Origin of the sequence: Streptomyces sp. NRRL S-118 (assembly GCF_000716335.1) — a bacterium.
In the GTDB taxonomy this organism is placed as follows: Bacteria; Actinomycetota; Actinomycetes; order Streptomycetales; family Streptomycetaceae; genus Streptomyces.
Genome location: NZ_JOBL01000174.1, coordinates 1 through 22184, shown reverse-complemented (window position 1 = coordinate 22184; position 22184 = coordinate 1). Strand labels below are relative to the sequence as shown.

The window sequence follows — 22184 nt, the reverse complement described above, 5'->3', positions numbered from 1 at the left end:
GAAACAGGCGAGGGCTACGGACCCAGCGGATGCGCATGGGCAACCCTTTGCTTACACGAAGCCTACAAAAGCTTCGTGAGCTTGCCCGAAGTGCGCATGCCAGTTCCACTTGAGAGCGGTGGCTTGATCTGATCGTTACCAGACACGCGGAACCAGCGCTTGAGTGTTACTTCCCCGACGCTTCGGAGTCCTTGACGGCGCGTCGGATCGCGCTTCCGACCGCTTCGTCCAGTTCGGCCATGTCCCCGGACCGCACCGCCGTCACGTTCCGCTGCCCCGCCCCGTCACCGTCGACCACGACGAACCGGGCCTCCGGGTACTCCCTGGCCCCCGCGACGGTGGCCTGCACCTGCGGGCCGCCCACCGCGAACACGACCGCGCACTTGCGCTGCATGAGACTGTTGAGGAAGGGGCGCGCGTTCACCGCCGTCTGCTCGCCCATGACCGGGACGTAGTTGACCCGCGACCGGGTGTCCAGCGACGCCTTCTGCATCGCCTGCCACACCGCGGCGGCCGGCGTGCCCGCGGCGACGCCCTTCTCGCCGGTCAGCAGGCAGGCGTCGATGTCCTTGTACTGCCGCGCCCGCGGGTCGGGCGGGCCGTCCTGCCCGCCGCCGACGAACAGCGCGACCGCCACCAGGCCGAGCACCAGCACGGCGGCGCTCCCGGCCGCCCAGGCGGCGCGTCCGCGCGGCATCCGCAGCCGCGCGAGCAACATCCGTACGTTTCGCCCGCTTTCGGGGCGCTTCTCGGCCCTTCGCCAGGTACGCCGCGTCTTCATCGCCGCTGCCCCGTCCGGTGGGACGCCAGCAGGCAGTGCAGCGCGGCTCCGACGGTGGCCAGGGAGAGGAGCACCAGGTCCCCGGCGAACTGCCACCCGTGGGACTCCACCGGCGTCAGGACGGCCTGGAACAGCCAGGCGACCGTCACCGCCGTGAACACCACGGCGGCGACCCAGTCGGCGCGGGCGCCCCGCCGCCACGCGATGACCAGCGAGGGCAGCGCCCCCATCATCCCCAGGCTGACCACGGGGACGGCGGCCAGCAGAACGCGGGCGAGCAGCCCCGGCGCCCCGGACCCGGGCGCCGCTCCTCTCATCGGTTCGGCCACCGTCTCGGCGGTGGCGGCGTCGGCGTGCTTCACGTTCGGATACCTCTCGGGCGCGCGCAAGTGCGGGAACGGTCGTGCGGAAGGGGACGCCGTACGGTACATCCCGCGCCGCCCGGCGTCAGCCCCGGGGCTCACACCCCGGGCCCGGCCCGCCCGGTCCGGCCCCGCTGCCGTCGTCATTCGCGCGCGACGAACACCGCGAGCGCCGCGTCCCGGACGTCCGCCACCGGGTGCCGGCGCAGCGCGCGCAAGGCGGCCCGCCACGGCGCGGGCCAGTCGAGGCGGGTCCCGAGGATGTGCACCATTCCGACGGCCAGCAGCCCGGCTCCCGGCCCGCCTGCCGCCGCGCACTCCTGGGCCACGGCCAGCAGGGGCTCCGGGTCCTGCCCCGCGTGCGTGATCGCGAGGGACGACCCCAGCCGGTCGGCGACCCTGCCGGCCAGCACGGGCCTGCCGTCCACCGCGTCGGCCACGGCCCGCAGCCGGGCGGCCAGCTCCGACGGGTCCGCGTCCAGCGTGACCAGGCGCCGCAGGAGGTCGGCGCGGGCGGCGGTGAGGGACGGCTCCCCGGCGAATTGCGCGGCCAGCGCCTCCAGGACGGGCCGGGCCCCGGCCCCCGGCTGATAGGGCAGCAGGTCCACCAAGGCGAGCAGTCGCTGCCGGGCCGGCAGGTCACGGTCCTCCAGCGCCTCGAACTCCCCGGCCGCGACGGCCGTGAGCAGCCGGGCCGCCGTGTCGTGGAGCAGGCTCCCCGGTGCCGCGCCGCCCAGCGGGTGCGGCAGCCCGGAGACGGCCAGCGATGCGACCGCATGCGCGGCGGTACGCCAGGTGTTCGACCAACCGTCCGTTCTCTCATCGAGGTTGCCGACCGTGGCGGGCAGGACCTCGGCCGCCTCGGGCGCGTACCCCGCCCAGCGGGGCAGGGCCTGCAGCGCGGCCGCCGCCGCCTCCGGGTCGGCGGACCGGCACACCTCGCCCACCAGCCGCGCGTAGTGGGCCCGGTGTGCCTCCGGCAGGGACCAGGGCGCGGCGCCGGCCAGCGCCCGCGTCACCTGCGGCGCTCCGCGCGTGGCCTCGGCCAGCACCGCCCGGATCTCCTCCTGGCCGAGCAGTTCGGCCGAGCAGCCCACCACGGCGGCCTGTACGTCGGGGTGCTGGCCGGGCGCGCGGTACGCGGCGGCCAGCAGGGCGGCGGCGCGGCGCGGCGGCAGGTACCGGGCGGCCAGCCGCGCCGCCTCCTTGCGGCTCGTCACCTTCACGGGGCCCGCGGCGCCGGACAGCAGCGTCCCGAGGCGCTCGGCCAGTTCGGACGGCGGGACGAAGCGGGCGGCCCGCGCCGCCGCGTACACCGCGGTCCGGGCGCGGTCGCTCCCGGCGTGGGCGAGCAGCACCGGCAGGGCGTCCTGCGGGCGCCCGGTCCACACCAGCGCTCCCAGCGCGGCCTCGGCGAGCGCGACCTCCGGGGATTCGGCGTAGCGCAGGGCGAGCGCGGCCCCATGGTCCGGCAGTGCGGCGGCCGCCCGGAGCGCGGCGGCCCGCTCGTGCAGCGGACGGGAGCCGTCCGCGACGGCCTCGTCGGCCAGGCGGGCGACCGCGGCCTGCTGGCGGGGCAGCCAGCGGGGGGCGTGCCACGTAGCGGGCAGGGGACGGCGGGTGCCGGGGCGCAGGAAGCGCCCGTAGGGAGGGGTGTCGGCGATCAGGACGTCGAGCAGGTCGACGCGTGTGGACGTCAGCACCCGCTGGACGGGGGCGAGAACGGCGGCCGACGGTTCCAGCGCGAGGATCCGCTCCACCCGCTCGCCGCGGGTGGCCGGGGCGTCCAGCCACCACCGGGCGGCGATGGCGAAGTCGGTGTCGTCACCGGTCGTCAGCACGCCCTCCAGCATCCGCTGCAACGGCTCCATCCGGTGCGCCCGGTCGCCCAGTGCGGCGGCCAGCGCGAACAGCGGCCGGTGGTCGCCCTGCTCCGCGGCCGCCTCCAGCCACGGCCGCAGGATGTCGAAGAGGCGGTACTCCCCGCCACGGGGCAGGCTGCGGTGCAGGGGTCCGAGGTCGACCACGCCGGCGTACCGGGCCATCCGCTCCAGTGCGCTCAGCGCCCAGTCGCGCAGCGCCGGTTCGCCGTCCCGGGCGTGCTCGCGCAGGAGCGCGGCGGCGAGGCGGCGCACCGCGGCCCGGCTGCGCGGCGAGCTGTCCCGCGCCTCCAGCGCGTCGGTCACGATCCGGTCCAGCGGCCCGATGCCGTCCGCGGTGAACAGGTCGGGGCGCACGTCGGCGAGTGCGTCGAGGGCCGCGGCCCGGACCGGGTCCTGTTCGTTGCGCAGCCGCTGCATCAGTCCGAGCAGGTCGTGTACCGCCGCCGGGTCGCGGGACGCGCCGGCGTTGGCGACGAGCAGGGGCCAGACGAACGCCCGCTCCTCTGCGTCCGGCCGCGCGAGTGCGGCCAGCAGCTCGGGCCGCGCCTCCTCGACGGGGCAGTGGGCCAGCGTCTCCAGGACGTCGCTCCAGTGCCAGCTCTCGGCACGGCCGCGGGAGACCCAGCGGCGGGCCTCCTGGTAACGGCGGTCGCGCGGCAGCAGTGCCAGTACCGCGTCCGCGATCCGGCCGTCCGTCCCCTCGGTGACCGTGTCGAGGAAGGCCGTGCGGCGGGCGGGCGGCAGCGCTTTGAGGAGCGCGGCGAACCGCTGGGGCCGGTTGCGTGCCCACAGGCGGCCGAGTACGGGGAGGGACGGCGGGTCGGCCCGCGCCAGTCGCCGCAGCACGGCGGGGCGGGGTGACGGGTCGTGGCGGGACGTCCGCTCCGGGGACACCAGCAACCGCACGGTGCGCTCGGCGTCGGCCTCCGCGAGGACGGCCAGCTTGTCCCGCAGCGGCGCGGGCAGTGCGCCCGGTCCGTGGGCCTCCAGCAGCGCCAGCACCCGTCCGGGCCGGGCGGGAGCGGCGGCGGCCACGCCCCGGGCGTGCTGCTGCCACCACACGTCCCGCAGGTGGTGCGGCTGTTCGGCGAGCTCCCGTTCGGCGTGGTCGAGCACGGCGCCGGGGTGGCGGCGGCCGAGCTGCGTCCACGACGGGACGGCGTGGGCGAGCTCCGGCAGCAGCCGCGCCACGAACTCCGGGGAACACACCGGCAGCAGGCGCGCCGCCTCGCCGTCTCCCCATGCGGCGCGCAGCCGTGTCACCAGGCGCTCGGCGAGCGCCGTGCGCCGGCCCGCCATGACGACCCGGGCGAGACCGCGCCGGGCCGCCTCGGAGGCGTCGTCCCAGGCGGCCTCGACGGCGGCGTCCGGCAGCGCCAGGACGTGCACCGCGTGGAGCGCGTATCCGCGCACCACGGGGTCGGGGTCGGTCAGCCGGGCGGTGAGGTGGTCCGCGTGCCGTCCCGCCAGCGCTGCCAGCGCGGCCAGCCGCCGCTCATAGGTGCCGCGGCTGTCCAGTTCCGCCAGCACGGCCGGCAACTCACCCTTGCGGGCGAGGTCACGGGCGGTGCGGGCGAGGTGTGCGAGGCGCGCGGAGTGCGGCAGCGGCTCGAGGGAGGCGAGCAGGCGTTCGACCGTAGGGGACATGACGGGGATTCTGCCCGGTGGACCGTGTGACGCCCACGGAATATCACCGGCGGCCGGTAATCCCGTGAGACGTTTGCGCGCTCTCAGCGGCGGCCCGGTGGCCCTGCGGACGCCTGTGCAATACCACCACAGCCCGGCGGCCCGGTGGCCCTGCGGACTCCTATGCGCTACCACCACCGCCGCCCGGCGGCCCCGTGGGCCTGCGGACTCCTATGCGATTCCACCGGTGCCCGGCGGCCCGGTGGCCCTGCCTCAACCGTCGCACTGCCGCAGCATCATGCGCCGGTCCGCCGCCGTCACCGGCAGGTCGTACTTCACGGCGACCTGGGCGAAGCGCACCACGTACGCGCACCGGATCCGCTTGTCCGGCGGCAGCCAGGAAGCCGGACCCGAATCGCCCTTGGCCGAGTTGGCGCGGCCGTCCACCGGCAGCAGGTTCAGCGGGTCGTTGGCCAGCCGTTCGCGCTTGGCCTCCGGCCAGCGGGCGGCGCCCATCTGCCAGCTGTACGACAGCGGTACGACGTGGTCTATCTGCACCTCGGCGGCCTTCTGCTTGCGCCACTCGACGGTCCGGCCGGTGTACGGGTCGTGCAGCGTCATGGCGACGACCACGCAGTCGGAGCCGGAGCGCAGGCGCAGGTCTTGTCCGTCGCGCCGCAGCAGGTCGTTGCGGGTGTCGCAGCCGTTGCGGGCCAGCGGTACGCCATCGACCGAGTCCTTCCAGGCGTAGCCGAACTCCTCGCGGTCGTAACCGGTCCTCGGTCCGCGGCCTTTGACCGCGAGGCGTTCGAGGAGCCGGCGGGCCTCGGCGCGGTCCGCCCCGGAGGCGACGGGCGCGAGTCCCGGTTCCGTACCGTCCGGGTTGTCCAGCGGGACGGCCGCGCGGGTGCCGGGCGCGGGGCCCGATGCCGCGTCACCGGTGTCGGCGGCACCGCATCCCGCGGCGAGCGAGGAGACCGCGAGGAGCGCGGCGGGCACGAGGGTCCTCCGGAGCGTGGGCATGGGCTCCACGGTAGGGCCCTCGCCTACACCTTCCCCACCCCCAGGGTGTTCTCGCGGGGCAGCAGCCCGGTGCCGAGCACGGCGACCCAGGTGCCGCCGACCCGTTCGGCCAGCTCCGTCATGCCCTTGTCGCCGAGCGCCGCCCAGGGGCCGGCGGCCAGTCGGTCCGTGCGGCGCTCGACGTCGTCACGCAGGGCGCGCCCCGCGTCGGTGGCCTGCCCGTCGGCGGTGACGAGCCCCCGCGCGGCGAGCCGGTCCCGGGCGGCGGCCCACTCCGCCTCGCTCCAGCCGCGGCTCGCGAACGTGGTGACGGGCGCCGCGCCGACGGCGGCGAACGAGACGAGCGCCTCCACCGGGTCGAGCCCCTCGGTGAGGAGCGCGGCCAGGTGTCCGTCCCCGCGGTGCTCGCGCAGCACGGTCGCCGCCTGCCACAGCACCAGGTGCGGTTCCTCGGGCCAGTCCAGCGCGGCGTTCGCGGCGGCGAGCGGCCGCCCGGCGCTTTCGGCGGCCTCGGCGGCGCGGCGCGCGAGGGCCGCCGCCTCCACCAGCTCCTCCGCGGCGACCGCGTCCCCGAGCAGCCGCCGGTAGAAGCGGTCCACCGCGCGCAGCCGTGCCGCCAGGACGTCGCCGGGTGCGGCGGTCCGCCAGGCCGCGGGCACGTACCGCCGCACCATCGCCGGGCTGAAGCTGTAGAAGGCGGCCGCGACGGGCCCGGCGTCCACGGGGCCGAGGGGGGCGGCACGCCAGGCGAAGTACGCGGGCCAGCGCTCGTCGGTCGCGTATCCGAGCGCGGCGGCCTCCTCGACGGCTTCGGGTGCGTAGTAGAGGACGGCGTGCAGGGGCTCCAGCAGGTGCCACATCTGCCGGACGCGTGCGGGTTCGGGCTGGAACACCGGGACCACTCCCATCTAGTCACTGCCTAGATCTGCTGACACCAAGACTGCTCCGGCCCGGCAAACTTGTCAATGCCTAGATGGGGCGTACGCTGCCTCCATGACCACGAGCAACAACCGGCGCGGCTACCACCACGGCGATCTGCGGCGGGCCGTGATCACCGCCGCGCTGGACGCCATCCGCAGCGACGGCCCGGCGTCCCTGAGCCTCCGGGACCTGGCCCGGCGCGCCGGCGTCTCGCACGCCGCGCCGGCCCACCACTTCAAGGACCGCGCCGGCCTGCTGACCGCCATCGCCGGCGAGGGCTTCGACCTGCTGGCCGCGACCCTCGGCAAGGCGACGGACCTGCGGGACGCGGGCGTTCGGTACGTCCGCTTCGCCGTCGACCACCCGGCGCACTTCCAGGTCATGTTCCAGCCGGACCTCCACCACCCGGACGACCCGGAGCTGCGGCGGGCCAGGGGCCGTGCGGGCGACCGGCTGCGTGAGGCCGTCACCGCGGTTCCCGCCGGGGGCAGGGGCGAGGACGCCCGGCTGGCGGGCGTCGCGGCCTGGTCCCTCGCGCACGGCTTCGCGACACTCCTGCTGACCCGCAACCTGGAAGGACCGATGGCCGGGCGCGACCCGGAGGACGTCTTCCGCGCACTGGCCGGCCTGCTGTTCCGGACGGACGACGGCCCGGCGGTCCGTGACGGCGGTCCGTGACGACGGCCCCTGACGGCGGTCCACGGGCCACGGCTCATGGCAACGGCTCACGGCCATGGCTCACGGCGGCCGTTCGTGCGGGAGGCGACGGCCACGGGCCACGGCTCATGGCATCGGCTCACGGCCATGGCTCACGGCGGCCGTTCGTGCGGGAGGCGACGGCCACGGCATCGGCTCACGGCCATGGCTCCTGGCGGCGGTCCGTGCGGGAGGCCCCCGGCGACAGCGTGCGGCGGCTCCGGAAACACCGCGGCGCGCGGACCGATGAGTTTTCCGTACACCTCCGGTCTCCACACCATCAGCAACGACGACACCACGGGAGTCACCCCATGCGCACCTTCAAGCTCCAGGTCCAGGTCACCGCCGACGGCTACATGGCCGGCCCGAACGGCGAGATGGACTGGATGACGTTCCCGTGGACCGACGACATCAACGCCTACATCGACGCGCTCACCGCACCGGTCGACTGCATCGTCCTGGGCCGCAGGCTCGCCGAGGGCTTCATCCCCACCTGGGCCGCCGGCCCCGAGGGCGAGGACCGGGCGTCCATCGACAAGATGAACAACACGCCCAAGGTCGTCATCTCCCGCACCCTCACCGCGTCACCCTGGGAGAACACCGTCGTCTCCGACGACCTCGCCGGAACCGTGCAGGAGCTCAAGTCCAAGCCCGGCGGCGACATCATCGCCTACGGCGGCGGCACGCTCGTCCGCGACCTGATCGCCCAGGGCCTGCTCGACGAGCTGCACCTCTTCGTCAACCCCACCGCGATCGGCGCCGGCATGCCCGTCTTCCCGCACACCGACGCCTACCAGCACCTGCGCCTGGTCACCGCGCGCCCCTTCGACTGCGGGATCACCGCGCTGCACTACGAGCCGAAGCGCCCCTGACCCGGCGCACCCGCGGCGGGGCGGCCCTCCGGGAGAGCCGCCCACGAGCCCACGACGCCGTACCGGGAGCTACGACCCCAGGATCGTGGTCAGGAACTCGCCCGTCCACGCCAGCAGTTCGCGGCCCACCACCGGCTTCCCGCCGATCTTGCCCGTGGTGGGACGGGGAACCAGGATCTGGTGGGCCTGCGGCTTGATCACGGTCCGCGGGTACAGGCGCTTGAGACGCAGCTCCTGCGACTCGCGCAACTCCACCGGCGCGAAGCGGACGTTCGGCCCCTGGAGGACGATCTCGCCGACACCGCAGGCACGCGCCAGCATGCGCAGGCCGGCGACCAGGAGCAGGTTCTCCACCGGCTCGGGCAGCTTGCCGTAGCGGTCGGTCAGCTCCTCGCGGACCGCCTTGATGTCGTCCTCCGTGTTCGCCGAGGCGATCGCCCGGTACGCCTGGAGGCGCAGCCGCTCGCCGGGCGCGTAGTCGTGCGGGACGTGCGCGTCGACCGGGAGCTCGATCTTGACCTCCAGCGGCGGCTCCTCCTCCACGCCGCCCTCCAGCGACGCGCGGTAGTCCGCGACCGCCTCGCCCACCATCCGCACGTACAGGTCGAAGCCGACGCCCGCGATGTGGCCGGACTGCTCGCCGCCGAGCAGGTTGCCCGCGCCGCGGATCTCCAGGTCCTTCATGGCGACGTACATGCCCGCGCCCATCTCGGTGTGCTGGGCGATCGTCGCGAGCCGCTCGTGGGCGGTCTCGGTCAGCGGCTTCTCCGGCGGGTAGAGGAAGTACGCGTATCCGCGCTCACGGCCGCGGCCGACCCGGCCGCGCAGCTGGTGCAGCTGCGACAGGCCGAAGTTGTCACCGCGCTCCACGATCAGGGTGTTGGCGTTGGAGATGTCGATGCCCGACTCGACGATCGTGGTGGAGACCAGGACGTCGAACTTCTTCTCCCAGAAGTCCACCACCACCTGCTCCAGGGCCTGTTCGGTCATCTGGCCGTGGGCGATCGCGATGCGGGCCTCGGGGACGATCTCGCGCAGCCGGGCCGCCGCCCGGTCGATGGACTCCACCCGGTTGTGGATGTAGAAGACCTGCCCCTCGCGCAGCAGCTCGCGGCGGATCGCCGCCCCGATCTGCTTCTCCTCGTACGGGCCGACGAAGGTCAGCACCGGGTGCCGCTCCTCCGGGGGCGTCGTGATGGTCGACATCTCACGGATGCCGGTCACCGCCATTTCCAGGGTGCGCGGGATGGGGGTGGCGGACATGGTGAGCACGTCGACGTTGGCGCGCAGCTTCTTCAGCTGCTCCTTGTGCTCGACGCCGAAGCGCTGCTCCTCGTCGACGACGACCAGACCCAGGTCCTTGAACTTCGTCTCGGACGAGAACAGCCGGTGCGTGCCGATGACGACGTCGACGGAGCCGTCCTTCAGACCCTCCAGCGTCGCCTTCGCCTCCGCGTCCGACTGGAAGCGCGACAGGGCCCGTACGACCACCGGGAACTGGGAGTACCGCTCGGAGAACGTGCCGAAGTGCTGCTGCACGAGAAGGGTCGTCGGCACGAGGACGGCGACCTGCTTGCCGTCCTGGACCGCCTTGAAGGCGGCGCGCACCGCGATCTCCGTCTTGCCGTAGCCGACGTCGCCGCAGACCAGGCGGTCCATGGGGACCGTCTTCTCCATGTCCTCCTTCACCTCGGCGATGGTGGACAGCTGGTCGGGTGTCTCCGCGTACGGGAAGGCGTCCTCCAGCTCCCGCTGCCAGGGCGTGTCCGGGGCGAAGGCGTGGCCCGGCGCCGCCATGCGGGCGCTGTACAGCTTGATCAGGTCCGCGGCGATCTCCTTGACCGCCTTCTTCGCACGGGCCTTGGTCTTCGTCCAGTCCGCGCCGCCCAGCCGGTGCAGGGTCGGTGCCTCCCCGCCGACGTACTTCGTGACCTGCTCCAGCTGGTCGGTGGGGATGTAGAGGCGGTCGCCCGGCTGGCCGCGCTTGGCGGGGGCGTACTCGACCAGCAGGTACTCACGGGTGGCGCCCTGCACGGTGCGCTGCACCATCTCGATGTAGCGGCCCACGCCGTGCTGCTCGTGGACGATGTAGTCGCCCGTCTCCAGAGTGAGCGGGTCGATGGTCTTGCGGCGGCGCGTGGGCATCCGCTGGCCGTCCTTGCCGGCCGTCCTCTGGCCCGACAGGTCGGTCTCGGTCAGCACCGCGAGCTTCAGGCCCGGGGCGACGAAGCCGTACTCGATCGAGCCGCACGCCACATGGACGAGGGACGGCGAGATCTCCGTCAGCTCCCCGTCCAGGCGGGCGGCGATGCCCTCCCCGCCGAGCACCTCGACCGTACGGGCGGCCGGTCCGTGGCCCTCGGTCACGAAGACCGTGCGCCAGCCGTCCGCCAGCCAGCCCTTGGTGTCCGCCAGGGCCCGGGCGGTGTCGCCGCGGTACGACTCCGGGGCGTGCACGCCCAGCGTGAAGGTGTCCTCGTCGAGTTCCTCGTCCGCCGCGAACGGGGACACCGACCACCACATCATCCCGAGTTCGCGCGCCCGGTCCCGGACGTCCGCGATGCCCCACAGAGACGCCGCGCCGACGTCGATCGGCGCCTCCCCGCCGCCGGCGGTCGCCGCCCACGACGCCTGGAGGAACTCCTGGGACGTGGCCACCAGGTCCGAGGCCCGGGTGCGGACCCGCTCCGGGTCGCACACCACCGCCATGGAGCCCTTCGGCAGCACGTCCAGCAGCAGCTCCATGTCGTCCACGAGCACCGGGGCCAGGGACTCCATGCCCTCCACGGCGATGCCCTCGGCGATCTTCCCGAGCAGCTCCCCCAGCTCGGGGTGCTCCTCGGCCAGGGCCGCCGCCCGCGCCCGGACCTGGTCCGTCAGCAGCAGCTCACGGCACGGCGGCGCCCACAGGCCGTGCTCGGCGACCTCCAGGGACCGCTGGTCGGCCACCTTGAAGTAGCGGATCTCCTCGACGTCGTCACCCCAGAACTCGACCCGCAGCGGGTGCTCCTCGGTGGGCGGGAACACGTCCAGGATCCCGCCGCGCACCGCGAACTCGCCGCGCTTCTCGACCAGCTCCACGCGTGCGTACGCGGCGGCCGCGAGCCCCTCCACCACGTCGTTCAGGTCGGCCTGCGAACCGGTGCGCAGGGACACCGGCTCCAGGTCCCCGAGGCCCTTGACCTGCGGCTGGAGCACGGAGCGCACGGGCGCGACGACGACGGACACCGGGCCGGCCGCGGGGTCGTCCGCGGACGGGTGCGCCAGGCGCCGCAGCACCGCGAGGCGCCGGCCCACGGTGTCCGAGCGGGGCGAGAGCCGCTCGTGCGGCAGCGTCTCCCAGGCCGGGTACTCCACGACCGTGTCGGGGTCCAGCAGGCTGCGCAGCGCTGCCGCCAGGTCCTCCGCCTCCCGCCCGGTCGCGGTCACCGCGAGCACCGGCCGCCCCGCCTCACGGGCCAGCGCGGCCACCGCGAAGGGGCGCGCCGCGGGCGGCCCGACCAGGTCGACATGGTGCCGGTGGCCGTCGGAGGCCGCCTTCACCGCTTCGGCGAGGGCGGGGTCCTTGACGACGGCGTCGAGCAGACCGTGCAGGCTCATGGAGACTTCCATCCCGGTGTGTGGGGCAACGCGAACCGCCCGACACGTCTCACGGGCCGGGGGTTCCCAGCCTACGACGTCACCCGGACCGTCGCGCTCGAAACAATCCCGGGCCGCATGTCAACCGGACACGTGCCCGGGTGCGTATAGGCCATGAGAACCGTCCGACCACTGGGGGCCCGCATTGACCGAAGAGGAGTTCCACGAGCTCTACGCTCACTCGGTCACGCGCCTCGTCGGCCAGCTGTACCTGATGACCGGCGACGTCCACGAGGCCCAGGACGTCGTCCAGGAGGCGTTCGTACGGGCCTGGGGGCGCCGCTCCCGGCTCCTGCGGGACGCCGGGCCCGAGGCGTGGGTCCGTACGGTGGCGTGGCGGCTGGCGGTCAGCCGCTGGCGGCGGCGGGGCCGGGCCGCGGAGGCGTGGCGCCGGCACGGCAGCGGTCTGCGCGACAGCGTGCCGGCGCCCGACGCCGGCTCCGTCGCCCTCGTCGCGGCGCTGCGCACGCTGTCGGAGCGGCAGCGGCGCGTCGCCGTCCTGCACTACGTGTGCGACCTGTCGGTGGAGCAGGTCGCCGCGGAGACCGGGCTCGCCACCGGGACCGTCAAGACGCACCTGTCCCGGGCCAGAGCCGCCCTCGCACCCCATCTGACCGAGGAGCAGCACGGTGTCTGACCAGCGCAGCCAGCACACGGACCAGGCCATCGCCGCCGCGCTCAAGCGGGCCGCCCGCTCCGGTTCCCTGCTCGTCGAGCCCGAGCCCGCGGCCCGGGTGGCGCTGCGGGGGCGGCGCCGCCGCGGCCGTACGCTGGCCGCCGCGGCGGTGTGCGCCGTGTGCGTGCTCGGTGCCACGGGCACGCTCGCCGCGCTCGCGCTGCTGCCCGACCGGCCCGGCGTGCCGACGGCGCCGCCGTCCCCGTCCCCTTCGCCGTCGGCCCCGCCGGCCTCCGCCTCGCCCTCGTCCGCCCCGCCGTCCCCCGCCTCGCCCACGTCCGTCCCGCCGAGCTCCGTCCCGCCGTACTCCGCCTCGCTGCCGGTTCCGCCGGCGTCCCCGACCCCGACCGTCCCCACCCCGATCCCGTCGAGCCCGTCGTCCGTCCCGACCACCGCCGTCCCCGCCCCGAGGGCTGCGGCGCCGGCCACCGCCACCCCGAGTGCTCCGCCCCCGAGCGCGTCGGCCTCGACCGTCCTGCCCGCCATCGGGTCCCGCCACCCGTAAGCGACCCGAAGGAGCCCGCCCCGCATGCGTGGAGCCGTCCTCGCCGCACCCGCCGGCCGCCGCACCGCACCGGAGACACGGCAAGCCGCGCCGATACCGATAACCGGGCCGCCCGCCGCCGCACCGGCCGCGGGCGGCCCAGCCCCGTACCTCCTCGCGCTCGCCCTGTTCACCGCGTACACCACGCTGTCCGTGCTCCGCCACCGCCGCATGGGGAGCCGCTCCTGGGACCTCGGCATCTTCGAGCAGGCCGTCCGTGGATACGCCCACCTCCAGGCGCCCGTCGCCGACCTGAAGGGGCCGGGCACGAACATCCTCGGCGACCACTTCAGCCCCGTGACCGCGCTCCTCGCGCCGGCCTACCGGCTCTTCCCCACGCCCGTCACCCTCCTCGTCGCGCAGGCCGCGCTGTTCGCGCTCGCCGCCATCCCCGTCACCCGCGCCGCGACCCGCCTGCTCGGCCGGGCCTCCGGTGTGGCCGTCGGCGTCGCGTACGGCCTGTCCTGGGGCATCCAGCGGGCCGCCGACTTCGACTTCCACGAGATCTGCTTCGCCGTCCCGCTGATCGCCTTCTCCCTGGAGGCGGTCCTGCGCGCCCGGTGGCGTGCCGCACTGCTGTGGGCGGCACCGCTCGTACTGGTCAAGGAGGACCTCGGCCTCACCCTGGCCGCCCTCGCGCTCGTCGTCGCCTGGCGGGCGCGGCGCACCTCGCGGCGTGCCGCCGTGTACGCGACCGGTGTGGCGGTCCTCGGAGCGGCCGCCACCGCGCTGACCCTCCTCGCCGTCATACCGGCGTTCAACACCGCGGGCGGCTACGACTACTGGAGCAAGGTCGGTGAGGGCCCGGGCCCCCTCGCCGGCGCCGAAACGAAGCTGCGCACCCTGGGGTGGCTGCTGCTGCCGGCCGGGCTGCTCGCCCTGCGCTCCCCGCTGCTGCTGGCCGCCGCCCCCACTCTCGGCTGGCGGTTCCTGTCCGGCGACCCCCACTACTGGTCCACCGACTGGCACTACAGCGCCGTGCTGATGCCGGTGGTGTTCCTCGCGCTGGCGGATGCCGCGGACATCACGCGCCGCAGTCCGCGCCCCTGGCTGCGCACGTACGCGGACCGGCTGCCCGCGTGCGCCGCCGCGGCCGCGGTCGCCCTCACCACGTCGCTGCCGCTGTCGGTGCTCACCGAGGCGGAGGCCTACCGCACACCGCCCGGGGCCGTCGCCGCCCAACGGCTCCTCGCCCGCATCCCGGACGGTGCGACCGTCGAGGCGAACGTCGGCCCCATCAGCCGCCTGACGGGCCGCTGCCGCGTCCTGTGGATCGGCGACGCCAGGAACCCCGCCCCCGACTACATCGCGCTGAACAACAGATCCGGCTGGGTGCGCGACGCGCGCGGCTACGCCAAGCAGCTCCACCCCGACGCCCGTTACGACCTGACCGGCGCGGCCGCCGGCTACGTCGTCCTGGAGCGGCGCACCTGATGCCTCTCGGGGCTGCCGTGCGGATGCGGTCCCGGTGGGCATGGAGGACGCCCACCGGGACCGCGGCCCCTCACCGTACCGGTCAGTCGGTGGCGATCGCGTTCAGCACGTTCATCCGACCCGCCCGGAACGCCGGGACCAGCGCCGCGAACAGGCCCACGAACGCCGACCCGACGAACACCGTCAGGATCGTCGGCCACGGGATCTCCAGGACCCCCAGCCCCTCCAGGGCCAGCAGCTTCTGCGCCGCCGTGCCCCAGCCCATGCCCAGCCCCAGGCCCAGCAGGGCGCCGAAGAGGGCGATGACCACCGACTCCAGGCGGATCATGCGGCGCAGCTGACGCCGTGACAGCCCGATCGCCCGCATCAGGCCTATCTCCCGGGTCCGTTCGACCACCGACAGGGCCAGGGTGTTCACCACACCGAGCACCGCCACGATGATCGCCAGTGCCAGCAGCCCGTAGACGATGTTCAGCAACTGCCCGACCTGGTCCTTCAGGTCCTGCTTGAAGTCGGTCTGGTTCTGCACCTTGTACTGCGGGTACGGCGCCAGGGCCTTCTTCAGCTCGGCGTACGCCGCCGTCTCCCCGCCGTCCCGCGCCGTGGCGAACAGGATGATGTTCTTCGGCATCTTCCCCGCGGGCACGTACTGCTGCGCCGTCGCGATGTTCGTGTACATCGCGCCCTTGTCGACGTTCGTGTCGTCCGAGGTGATCGCCGCGACCTTCAGCCTCGCGGGACGCTCGCCGTGCTTGAACGCCACCGTGAGGGTGTCGCCGACCTTCACGCCGTGCCGCTGCGCGTACTCGCTGCCCACCGACATCGCGTCCTTGCCGTACGCGTCCGGCAGCTCGCCCGACACGGTCTCGCGGCGCAGGTCGGAGGCGTACGTCGGATCGGCGGCGACGATGCCCTCGTCCTCCGTCCTGCCGTCCGGTGAGGTGAGCCGGGCGTCCACCTGCTTGTACTCGGTGACATGGGCGATGCCCGGCGCCTTCTCGAGAGCCGTCTGCGCCTGCGGCACGATCGGCTGGCCGTTGGCGCTCTGGACGATGAAGTCCGCGCCGACCGAGCGGTCCAGCTCCTCGGTCGCCGATGCGACCATCGACGAGCCGACCACCGACAGGCACGCCACCAGCGCCAAGCCGATCATGAGGGCCGCACCCGTCGCACCGGTACGGCGCGGGTTGCGCAGCGCGTTGCGCTCGGCCATCCGCCCCACCGGTCCGAACACCCGGAGGATCAGGGCCCCCAGCACCCGCACCACACCACCGGCGAGGACCGGACCGACGACCACGAAGCCGAGCAGGGACAGCACGACACCGACCCCGAGGTACAGCGACCCCTCGCCCGCCGCGTCCGCTCTCGCCGCCGCGTACAGCGCCGCGGCGCCCGCGCCCGTCACCACCAGCCCGGTGACGGCGCGTACGGCACCGGTCCTGCCGTCGGCCGGGGTGCCGGCATCGCGCAGCGCGGCCATCGGCGAGACCTTGCCGGCCCGGCGGGCCGGAACGTACGCGGCGAGGACGGTGACGACGATGCCGAGGACCAGACCGACGGCCGGCGTCGTCCACTTGACGGTGAGGTCCTGGGTGGACAGCTCCATGCCCATGGACGACATGAGCTCCATCAGCCCGATCGCCAGGCCCACGCCCGCGCCCACGCCGAGCACCGAGCCGACGACGCCCAGCAGCACGGCCTCGACCAGCACGGACCGGTTGACCTGCTTGCGGCTCGACCCGATGGCCCGCATCAGGCCGATCTCCCGCGTGCGCTGGGCGACCAGCATCGAGAAGGTGTTGACGATGAGGAAGATGCCGACGAGGAAGGCGATCCCGGCGAAGCCGAGCATGGCGTACTTCATCACGTCGAGGAACCCGCCGACGTCCTCCCGTCCGGCGTCAGCCGCCTCCTTCTGCGTCTGCAGCTTGTACGCCGCACCGTCGACGACCGCGGCCACACTCCGCTTCAGCTCCTCGTGGCCGACGCCCTCGGCCGCCTCCACCGCGATGTGGGTGAACAGGTCCTGGCCGCCCAGGAGGTGGCGCTGCGCGGTCGAGGTGTCGAAGTAGACGACGGCGGCACCGGGGTTGGTGACCTTGAAGGAGGCGATACCGGAGATCCTCGCCGTGAAGTCCCCGGTGACGGCGATGGTGCGCAGCTCGTCACCCAGCTTCAGGTGGTGCTTGTCGGCGGTGTCGGCGTCGACCATCACGTCGGTCGGTCCGCGCGGCGCGTGCCCCGACGTGATCTCCATCGACCGCAGGTCGTTGCGCGTCCAGTTGCCGGCGATGGTCGGGGCCCCGCTGGTGGGCCCCATGTTCTTGTTGTCGGCGTCGACGACGGTGACGCTCATCGAGACGACCGCGCCCTCGGCCGCCTTGACGCCCGTGGCGCTCCCGACGCGCTGCACCAGCGAGGCGGGCAGCGTCTCGGGCTTCCCCGTCTGCGGCATCTCGTCGTCGGCCGTCGCCGCCTTGGGGCTGACCGTGACGTCGGCGGCCGACGACGCGAAGAGCTTGTCGAAGGTGGTGTTCATGGTGTCCGTGAACACCAGCGTCCCGCTCACGAACGCCACCGACAGCAGCACCGCCACCGCCGACAGCGCCATGCGCCCCTTGTGCGCGTAGAAGTTGCGCAGGGAGGTCCTGAGCACGGTCACGACGTCCGCCCCCGCGCGTCGAAGTCCTTCATCCGGTCCAGGACGGCCTCGGCGGTGGGCCGGGACATCTCGTCCACGATCCGCCCGTCCGCCAGGTAGAGCACCCGGTCCGCGTAGCTCGCCGCGACGGGGTCGTGCGTGACCATCACGATGGTCTGCCCCAGCTCGTCGACGGACCGGCGCAGGAAGCCCAGCACTTCGGCCCCGGCCCGCGAGTCCAGGTTCCCGGTCGGCTCGTCACCGAAGATGATCTCGGGCCGGGCCGCCAGCGCCCGGGCCACCGCGACCCGCTGCTGCTGCCCACCGGACAACTGGTTCGGCCGGTGCTTCAGCCGGCCCGCCAGGCCCACCGTCTCCACCACCCGGTCCAGCCAGGCGGCATCGGGCCGGCGGCCCGCTATGTCCATCGGCAGCGTGATGTTCTCCAGCGCGTTGAGCGTCGGCAGCAGGTTGAACGCCTGGAAGATGAAGCCGATGCGGTCGCGCCGCAACTGCGTCAGCTTCTTGTCCTTCAGCCGGGTGATCTCCGTGTCGTCGAGGAAGATCTCCCCGCTGGTCACGGTGTCCAGCCCGGCCAGGCAGTGCATCAGCGTCGACTTGCCGGACCCGGACGGGCCCATGATCGCGGTGAACTCGCCCCGGGCGATGTCCACGTCGACGTGGTCGAGCGCGACGACCCGGGTCTCCCCCGCGCCGTACGCCTTGACGACCTGCCGCGCTCGCGCCGCGACGGCCGTACGCCCTCCAGTACCCCCGTGCCTGGGGATGGTCACAGCCGTTGTCACGGTACGTCTCCTATGTCGGATCGGCTCGCGCACCGCACCGCGGCGCGACGAGGCACGAGCGGGAAGGCGGCAGCAGCGAGTCCTGGGCTACACGTCCTGAGTTTTCCGCCCCGGCAGGCCCGTGCGCACTGGTGCGCGGCGCACTCTTCGCCCTGGGGTTTTCCCCACCCACGCTAGGCAGCCGTCCCCCGCCTCTCGTCCTCCGGCGGGACGAACAGCCCCTGGCCTGAAGTGAGGAGGAGCCCCTAGGGGTTCTCCGACCGGGGACGGAGTGAGAAGCTGACCGACGAAATACATGCATGGGGAAAGGACCTCGGTGACGGATTCGCTGACCGGGGCCGCCACACCGGCGGGCAGCGCCACGACGGGCAGGCGCGGACCGGTCGTCGCGGCGCTGATGCTCGCCATGGCCCTGGCCGCCCTCGACGGCACGGTCATCGCCACCGCCGTACCGCAGATCGTCGGCGACCTCGGCGGACTGTCCGTCTTCTCCTGGCTCTTCTCCGGCTACCTGCTCGCCGTCACCGTCACGCTCCCCGTCTACGGCAAGCTGTCCGACACCTTCGGCCGCAAACCGGTCCTGATCACCGGCGTCGTCCTCTTCCTCATCGGCTCCCTGCTGTGCGCCGCCGCCTGGAACATGGCCGCGCTGATCGCCTTCCGCGTCGTCCAGGGGCTGGGCGGCGGCGCCCTCCAGGGAACCGTCCAGACCATCGCCGCCGACCTGTACCCGCTGGAGGAACGCCCCAGGATCCAGGCGCGCCTCTCCTCGGTCTGGGCGACCTCGTCCGTCGCCGGCCCGGCCCTCGGCGGGCTGCTCGCCGGGTACGCCGACTGGCGCTGGATCTTCCTGATCAACCTGCCCGTCGGCGCCCTCGCCCTCTGGCTGATCACCCGCCACCTGGCCGAGGCGCCCCGTGCCCGTGCGGCCGCAGTACGGGTCGACTGGCCGGGCGCCCTCGGGGTGTTCGCCACCGGCACCCTGCTGCTCACCGCGCTCGTGCAGGGCGGCGTGGCGTGGCCCTGGCTCTCCGCCCCGTCCCTGGGGCTCTTCGCCGGCGCCGCCGTCCTGGCGGCGCTGACGGCGGTGATCGAACGGCGGGCGGCCGAACCGGTCATACCGGGCTGGGTCTGGCGCCGGCGCACCATCGCGGCCGTCAACCTTGCCCTGGGCGCGCTGGGCCTGCTGATGGTCGCGCCCACCGTGTTCGTCCCCACCTACGCCCAGACCGTCCTCGGTCTCGGCCCGGTCGCCGCGGGTTTCGTCCTCTCCGCGATGACCCTGTCCTGGCCCGTCAGCGCGGCGTTCTCCAACCGCCTCTACACCCGGATCGGCTTCCGGCTCACCGCGGCCGCCGGCACCACCCTCGCGATGCTGATCCTGCTGGCGATGCCGTTCCTGCCGTATCCCGGCGAGCCGTGGCAGCCGGCGCTGATGATGCTGCTGCTCGGCGCGGCGCTCGGCCTGGTCCAGCTGCCGCTGATCGTGGGCGTCCAGTCCACGGTGCCGTGGTCCGAGCGCGGCACCACCACGGCGTCCGTCCTCTTCTGCCGCCAGGTCGGCCAGAGCCTCGGCGCGGCCCTCTTCGGCGCCCTCGCCAACGCCGTCCTCGCCGACCGCCTCCCCTCCGGCGACCTCGACGACCCGGCCACGCTCACCCCGGCGGCGGTGGACGCGGCCGTCGACCACGTCTACGTGGGCGCCGCGGTCGCGGCGGCGCTGGCGCTGGTGGTCCTCCTGACAGTGGCTCCCCGCCGCTTCCCGGTCCTGCGGGCGGAGGACTGAGCCGCCCGGGCCCGCAAGCACGGCGCAACTCCCGTATGGACACGCCGGGTACGGACGGATCCGGCGAGGGACCCGCGCCGGTTCCGGTGCCTGCACCGCGCCGCGCCCGCGCCCGCGCATCGGACCGCACCGGCGGGGCGGCTGGGCGGCTGGGCGGCTGGGCGGCGCCGGGCCCCCTGCCGGGGCCCGCGCCTGCTCCGGAACGGGCGCGGCCCCGGCATCCTGAGGGGCGGAGCCCTCGTCACGGGAGCCGGGGCCGGGCGGAGAGTGGGCAGGCCGGACAGGGGCGGGGGGCGGAAAAGCCGGGGCGATGCGACCGCGTCCAGCTCCGGAACCGGCTCCGGCTCGACTTCGGATCGGCTCCGGCTCGACTTCGGATCGGCTTCGGATCGACTCCGGATCGACTCCGGATCGGGAACGTGGAGGCGGTCAGGCCGCGTCCGGATCCGGGTCCGGAGCGCGGCCCGTGAGCGCCGCCAGGCTCTCGCGGACGTGGGACATGTGCTCCCGCAACCCCTCCCGCGCCTCCGCGTGCTCCCGCAACATTTGCTCCGTCTCCTCCTCGATGCGCTGTTCCTCCACCCGCGCCGAGGCCAGCAGCTCCGCCGCCCGCGCGTCCGCCTCCTGCTGCCGCCGGCGCGCCGCCTCCTCCGCCTCCGCGTACACCCGATCGGCTTCGGCCAACTGGGACTCCGCCTCCGCGATCATCGCGGCGATCCGCTCCTTGGCCTCCGCCCGCCGCTCCGTCAGCTCCTGCTCGGCGGCCTTCCGCTGCTCGGCCTGCACCTTCTCCTGGGCGGCCAGCAGCGCCTCCGTCCGCTCCCGCACCTGCCGGAGCTCCGCCTGCGCCTCACCCCGCGTACGGTCGGCCTCCCCGCGCGCCTCCGCCCGCAGTTCCTGGGCCTTCTCGCGCGCCGCGAGCAGGATCTGCGTGGCCTCCTCCTCCGCCGCGGCCCGCTGCGCGTCCGCCGCCTCGCGCGCCGCGTCCCTCGTCTGCCGCCCGGCCTCGTCGGCCGCGTCGGCCAGGGCCTGCGCGTGGGCCACCGCCCTTGCCCGTACCGCCCCGGCTTCCTCCTCCGCCATCACGAGGAGCTGATGCGCCTGCGGCCCGAGCGACTCGTACCGCTGCGGCTTCAGCCCGGCGACGGCCTCGCGCAGGCGAGCGGCTTCCTTGTCCATCTCCTTGGCGAGCACGGTCAGCCGCGCCGCACGCTCCCACGCGCTGTCGCGGTCGGCGGACAGCCCACTCACATAGCCGTCGACGTCCTTGGGCCGGTAGCCCCGGCCCTTGGCGACGACCTCGAACCCATGCGGTGATGATGATGCTGTGTCAGGACTCATACGCCCAGGATGCGACAATCATCACAAAAAGGGACGTAATGACCGGTCTGCTCGCGGCAGGCCGGTCACCACGCCCTCGTCACCTCACAGCAGCCCGTCCCACATCTGCTCCAGCAGCACCGACCACCAGCTCTCCGGCGACGCCAGCGCGGCCGGGTCCAGCATGGCCAGCTGCACCTGGAAGTCCACGGTCCAGCGGCCCGCCTGCTCCGGGTTCAACCCGAACCTCAGCCGCCACATCCGTCCCAGCAGCGCCAGGCACCGCGTGAACTCCGGCAGCCCGGTGTTCACGAACTGCGGCGCCACCGGCTGACCGCCCGGACCCCCCTCCACCGGTACGGCGACGATGTGCGCCGTCCCGTACTGGACACAGATCGCCCGGCCGAAGTCCGAACCGAGCACCAGGTACGAGCCCGCGTCCGAAGCCGGCTGCACCTGCCGCTGCGCCGCCAGCTCCGCCAGCGTCGGCACGACCGGCTGCGCGGGCTGCGCCCAGAAGAACGGCCCGAAGTCCGCCGGCAGCCCCGCCCACACGAGCGTGCGCGCCACCATCTCCGGCACGCCCTGCCGCGACACGGCCCGCTGGTCGAACCGGCAGATGCCCTGCGGCCCGAACGCCCCCGCCAGCTCCTGCGCGATGCCCTCCGGCGGGACCGGCGGCGCCGGCTGCACCGGCGGCAGCGGGGTGCGCAGCGGCGCCGGACGCGCCGGACCGTCCGCCACCTGGTGCAACTCACCCTGGTGGGCGATCAGTTGCTGCACACCCTGCTGCCGGCTCGCGTGATCGCGCCCGTACGGGGAGATCGACGTGATCCGCGCCTGCGGCCAGGTCTCCCGGATCATCCGGGCACAGTAACCGCCGGGCAGCTCGCACGACTCCAGCTCGGTGTGCAGCTCCAGTACCTGGTCCGGCGGGATGTTCATGGCCCGCAGCTCGTGGAAGATCTGCCACTCCGGGTGCGGCGTGCCCGGCGCCGAACGCCGGATGAGCTGCTGCTCGGAACCGTCGGGCGCGCGGTAGCGCAACACCGCCTGGTAGCCGGGCCCGACGGTCGGCTGACCGGTCGGCCCCGGCGCCTGCGGCTGGACCGGGGGCTGCGGGAAGCCGGGCGGCGGTACGGGCGCACCAGGACCACCGGGACCGACCGGACCC

General features: G+C 74.1%; 16 protein-coding genes. 6 read left to right on the top strand and 10 right to left on the bottom strand.

Annotated features, from left to right (window positions below; all coding sequences use genetic code 11):
- Positions 1 to 166: 166 nt before the first annotated feature.
- The 5 genes from IH00_RS0102195 to IH00_RS0102175 form a co-directional block, all read right to left on the bottom strand.
- Positions 167 to 718, bottom strand: a complete 552-nt coding sequence (locus tag IH00_RS0102195; RefSeq protein ID WP_234334731.1) for a BMP family ABC transporter substrate-binding protein — start codon at positions 716 to 718, stop codon at positions 167 to 169.
- A gap of 59 nt (positions 719 to 777) precedes the next feature.
- Positions 778 to 1143: a hypothetical protein gene (locus tag IH00_RS0102190; RefSeq protein WP_052411124.1), complete on the bottom strand. Its 366-nt coding sequence runs from the start codon at positions 1141 to 1143 to the stop codon at positions 778 to 780.
- 143 nt (positions 1144 to 1286) lie between these two features.
- Positions 1287 to 4673, bottom strand: coding sequence for a hypothetical protein (locus IH00_RS44960; protein ID WP_031068927.1), 3387 nt, complete (start codon positions 4671 to 4673; stop codon positions 1287 to 1289).
- 252 nt (positions 4674 to 4925) lie between these two features.
- On the bottom strand, positions 4926 to 5675 hold the full coding sequence (locus IH00_RS0102180) for an HNH endonuclease family protein (RefSeq protein WP_031068925.1): 750 nt from the start codon (positions 5673 to 5675) through the stop codon (positions 4926 to 4928).
- 23 nt (positions 5676 to 5698) lie between these two features.
- Positions 5699 to 6583: an SCO6745 family protein gene (locus tag IH00_RS0102175; RefSeq protein ID WP_031068922.1), complete on the bottom strand. Its 885-nt coding sequence runs from the start codon at positions 6581 to 6583 to the stop codon at positions 5699 to 5701.
- 85 nt (positions 6584 to 6668) lie between these two features.
- On the opposite strand from IH00_RS0102175, the gene IH00_RS0102170 reads away from it, so the two are divergent.
- Both IH00_RS0102170 and IH00_RS0102165 read left to right on the top strand, forming a co-directional pair.
- Positions 6669 to 7274 (top strand): TetR/AcrR family transcriptional regulator, encoded by a 606-nt coding sequence (locus IH00_RS0102170; protein ID WP_031068920.1) that lies wholly within the window; start codon positions 6669 to 6671, stop codon positions 7272 to 7274.
- Between the two features lie 329 nt (positions 7275 to 7603).
- Positions 7604 to 8164 (top strand): dihydrofolate reductase family protein, encoded by a 561-nt coding sequence (locus IH00_RS0102165; protein ID WP_031068918.1) that lies wholly within the window; start codon positions 7604 to 7606, stop codon positions 8162 to 8164.
- Positions 8165 to 8233: 69 nt separating this feature from the next.
- Here IH00_RS0102165 and mfd read toward each other — a convergent pair whose 3' ends face one another.
- Positions 8234 to 11764 (bottom strand): transcription-repair coupling factor, encoded by a 3531-nt coding sequence (gene mfd / locus IH00_RS0102160; RefSeq protein WP_031068916.1) that lies wholly within the window; start codon positions 11762 to 11764, stop codon positions 8234 to 8236.
- A gap of 184 nt (positions 11765 to 11948) precedes the next feature.
- On the opposite strand from mfd, the gene IH00_RS0102155 reads away from it, so the two are divergent.
- From IH00_RS0102155 to IH00_RS0102145, 3 genes are read left to right on the top strand one after another with little or no spacing between them, the layout of a single operon-like run.
- On the top strand, positions 11949 to 12440 hold the full coding sequence (locus IH00_RS0102155; RefSeq protein ID WP_031068915.1) for a SigE family RNA polymerase sigma factor: 492 nt from the start codon (positions 11949 to 11951) through the stop codon (positions 12438 to 12440).
- Positions 12433 to 12984, top strand: coding sequence for a hypothetical protein (locus tag IH00_RS38680; protein WP_031068913.1), 552 nt, complete (start codon positions 12433 to 12435; stop codon positions 12982 to 12984). The genes IH00_RS0102155 and IH00_RS38680 overlap by 8 nt, the downstream gene beginning before the upstream one ends.
- 24 nt (positions 12985 to 13008) lie before the next feature.
- On the top strand, positions 13009 to 14457 hold the full coding sequence (locus IH00_RS0102145; protein ID WP_031068911.1) for a DUF2079 domain-containing protein: 1449 nt from the start codon (positions 13009 to 13011) through the stop codon (positions 14455 to 14457).
- An 82-nt stretch (positions 14458 to 14539) separates the two neighbouring features.
- On the opposite strand, the gene IH00_RS0102140 is transcribed toward IH00_RS0102145, so the two are convergent.
- Complete coding sequence (locus IH00_RS0102140) at positions 14540 to 17119, bottom strand: ABC transporter permease (RefSeq protein ID WP_031068909.1); 2580 nt, start codon at positions 17117 to 17119, stop codon at positions 14540 to 14542.
- Positions 17116 to 17904: an ABC transporter ATP-binding protein gene (locus IH00_RS0102135; RefSeq protein WP_031068907.1), complete on the bottom strand. Its 789-nt coding sequence runs from the start codon at positions 17902 to 17904 to the stop codon at positions 17116 to 17118. The genes IH00_RS0102140 and IH00_RS0102135 overlap by 4 nt, the downstream gene beginning before the upstream one ends.
- A 295-nt stretch (positions 17905 to 18199) precedes the next feature.
- Between IH00_RS0102135 and IH00_RS0102130 the strand changes: the two genes are divergently transcribed.
- Positions 18200 to 19690: an MFS transporter gene (locus IH00_RS0102130; RefSeq protein WP_031068905.1), complete on the top strand. Its 1491-nt coding sequence runs from the start codon at positions 18200 to 18202 to the stop codon at positions 19688 to 19690.
- Positions 19691 to 20119: 429 nt separating this feature from the next.
- On the opposite strand, the gene IH00_RS0102125 is transcribed toward IH00_RS0102130, so the two are convergent.
- Complete coding sequence (locus tag IH00_RS0102125) at positions 20120 to 21031, bottom strand: coiled-coil domain-containing protein (RefSeq protein WP_031068904.1); 912 nt, start codon at positions 21029 to 21031, stop codon at positions 20120 to 20122.
- 84 nt (positions 21032 to 21115) lie between these two features.
- Positions 21116 to 22184 (bottom strand): SUKH-4 family immunity protein (locus IH00_RS0102120; protein WP_031068902.1); only part of this gene is annotated, 1069 nt, incomplete at its 5' end.

Coding starts and splice junctions, on each gene's coding strand:
- IH00_RS0102195 (WP_234334731.1), bottom strand. CDS start 718: ATGTTGCTCGCGCGGCTGCGGATGCCGCGCGGACGCGCCGCCTGGGCG.
- IH00_RS44960 (WP_031068927.1), bottom strand. CDS start 4,673: ATGTCCCCTACGGTCGAACGCCTGCTCGCCTCCCTCGAGCCGCTGCCG.
- IH00_RS0102180 (WP_031068925.1), bottom strand. CDS start 5,675: ATGCCCACGCTCCGGAGGACCCTCGTGCCCGCCGCGCTCCTCGCGGTC.
- IH00_RS0102175 (WP_031068922.1), bottom strand. CDS start 6,583: ATGGGAGTGGTCCCGGTGTTCCAGCCCGAACCCGCACGCGTCCGGCAG.
- IH00_RS0102170 (WP_031068920.1), top strand. CDS start 6,669: ATGACCACGAGCAACAACCGGCGCGGCTACCACCACGGCGATCTGCGG.
- IH00_RS0102165 (WP_031068918.1), top strand. CDS start 7,604: ATGCGCACCTTCAAGCTCCAGGTCCAGGTCACCGCCGACGGCTACATG.
- mfd (WP_031068916.1), bottom strand. CDS start 11,764: ATGAGCCTGCACGGTCTGCTCGACGCCGTCGTCAAGGACCCCGCCCTC.
- IH00_RS0102145 (WP_031068911.1), top strand. CDS start 13,009: ATGCGTGGAGCCGTCCTCGCCGCACCCGCCGGCCGCCGCACCGCACCG.
- IH00_RS0102130 (WP_031068905.1), top strand. CDS start 18,200: ATGCATGGGGAAAGGACCTCGGTGACGGATTCGCTGACCGGGGCCGCC.
- IH00_RS0102125 (WP_031068904.1), bottom strand. CDS start 21,031: ATGAGTCCTGACACAGCATCATCATCACCGCATGGGTTCGAGGTCGTC.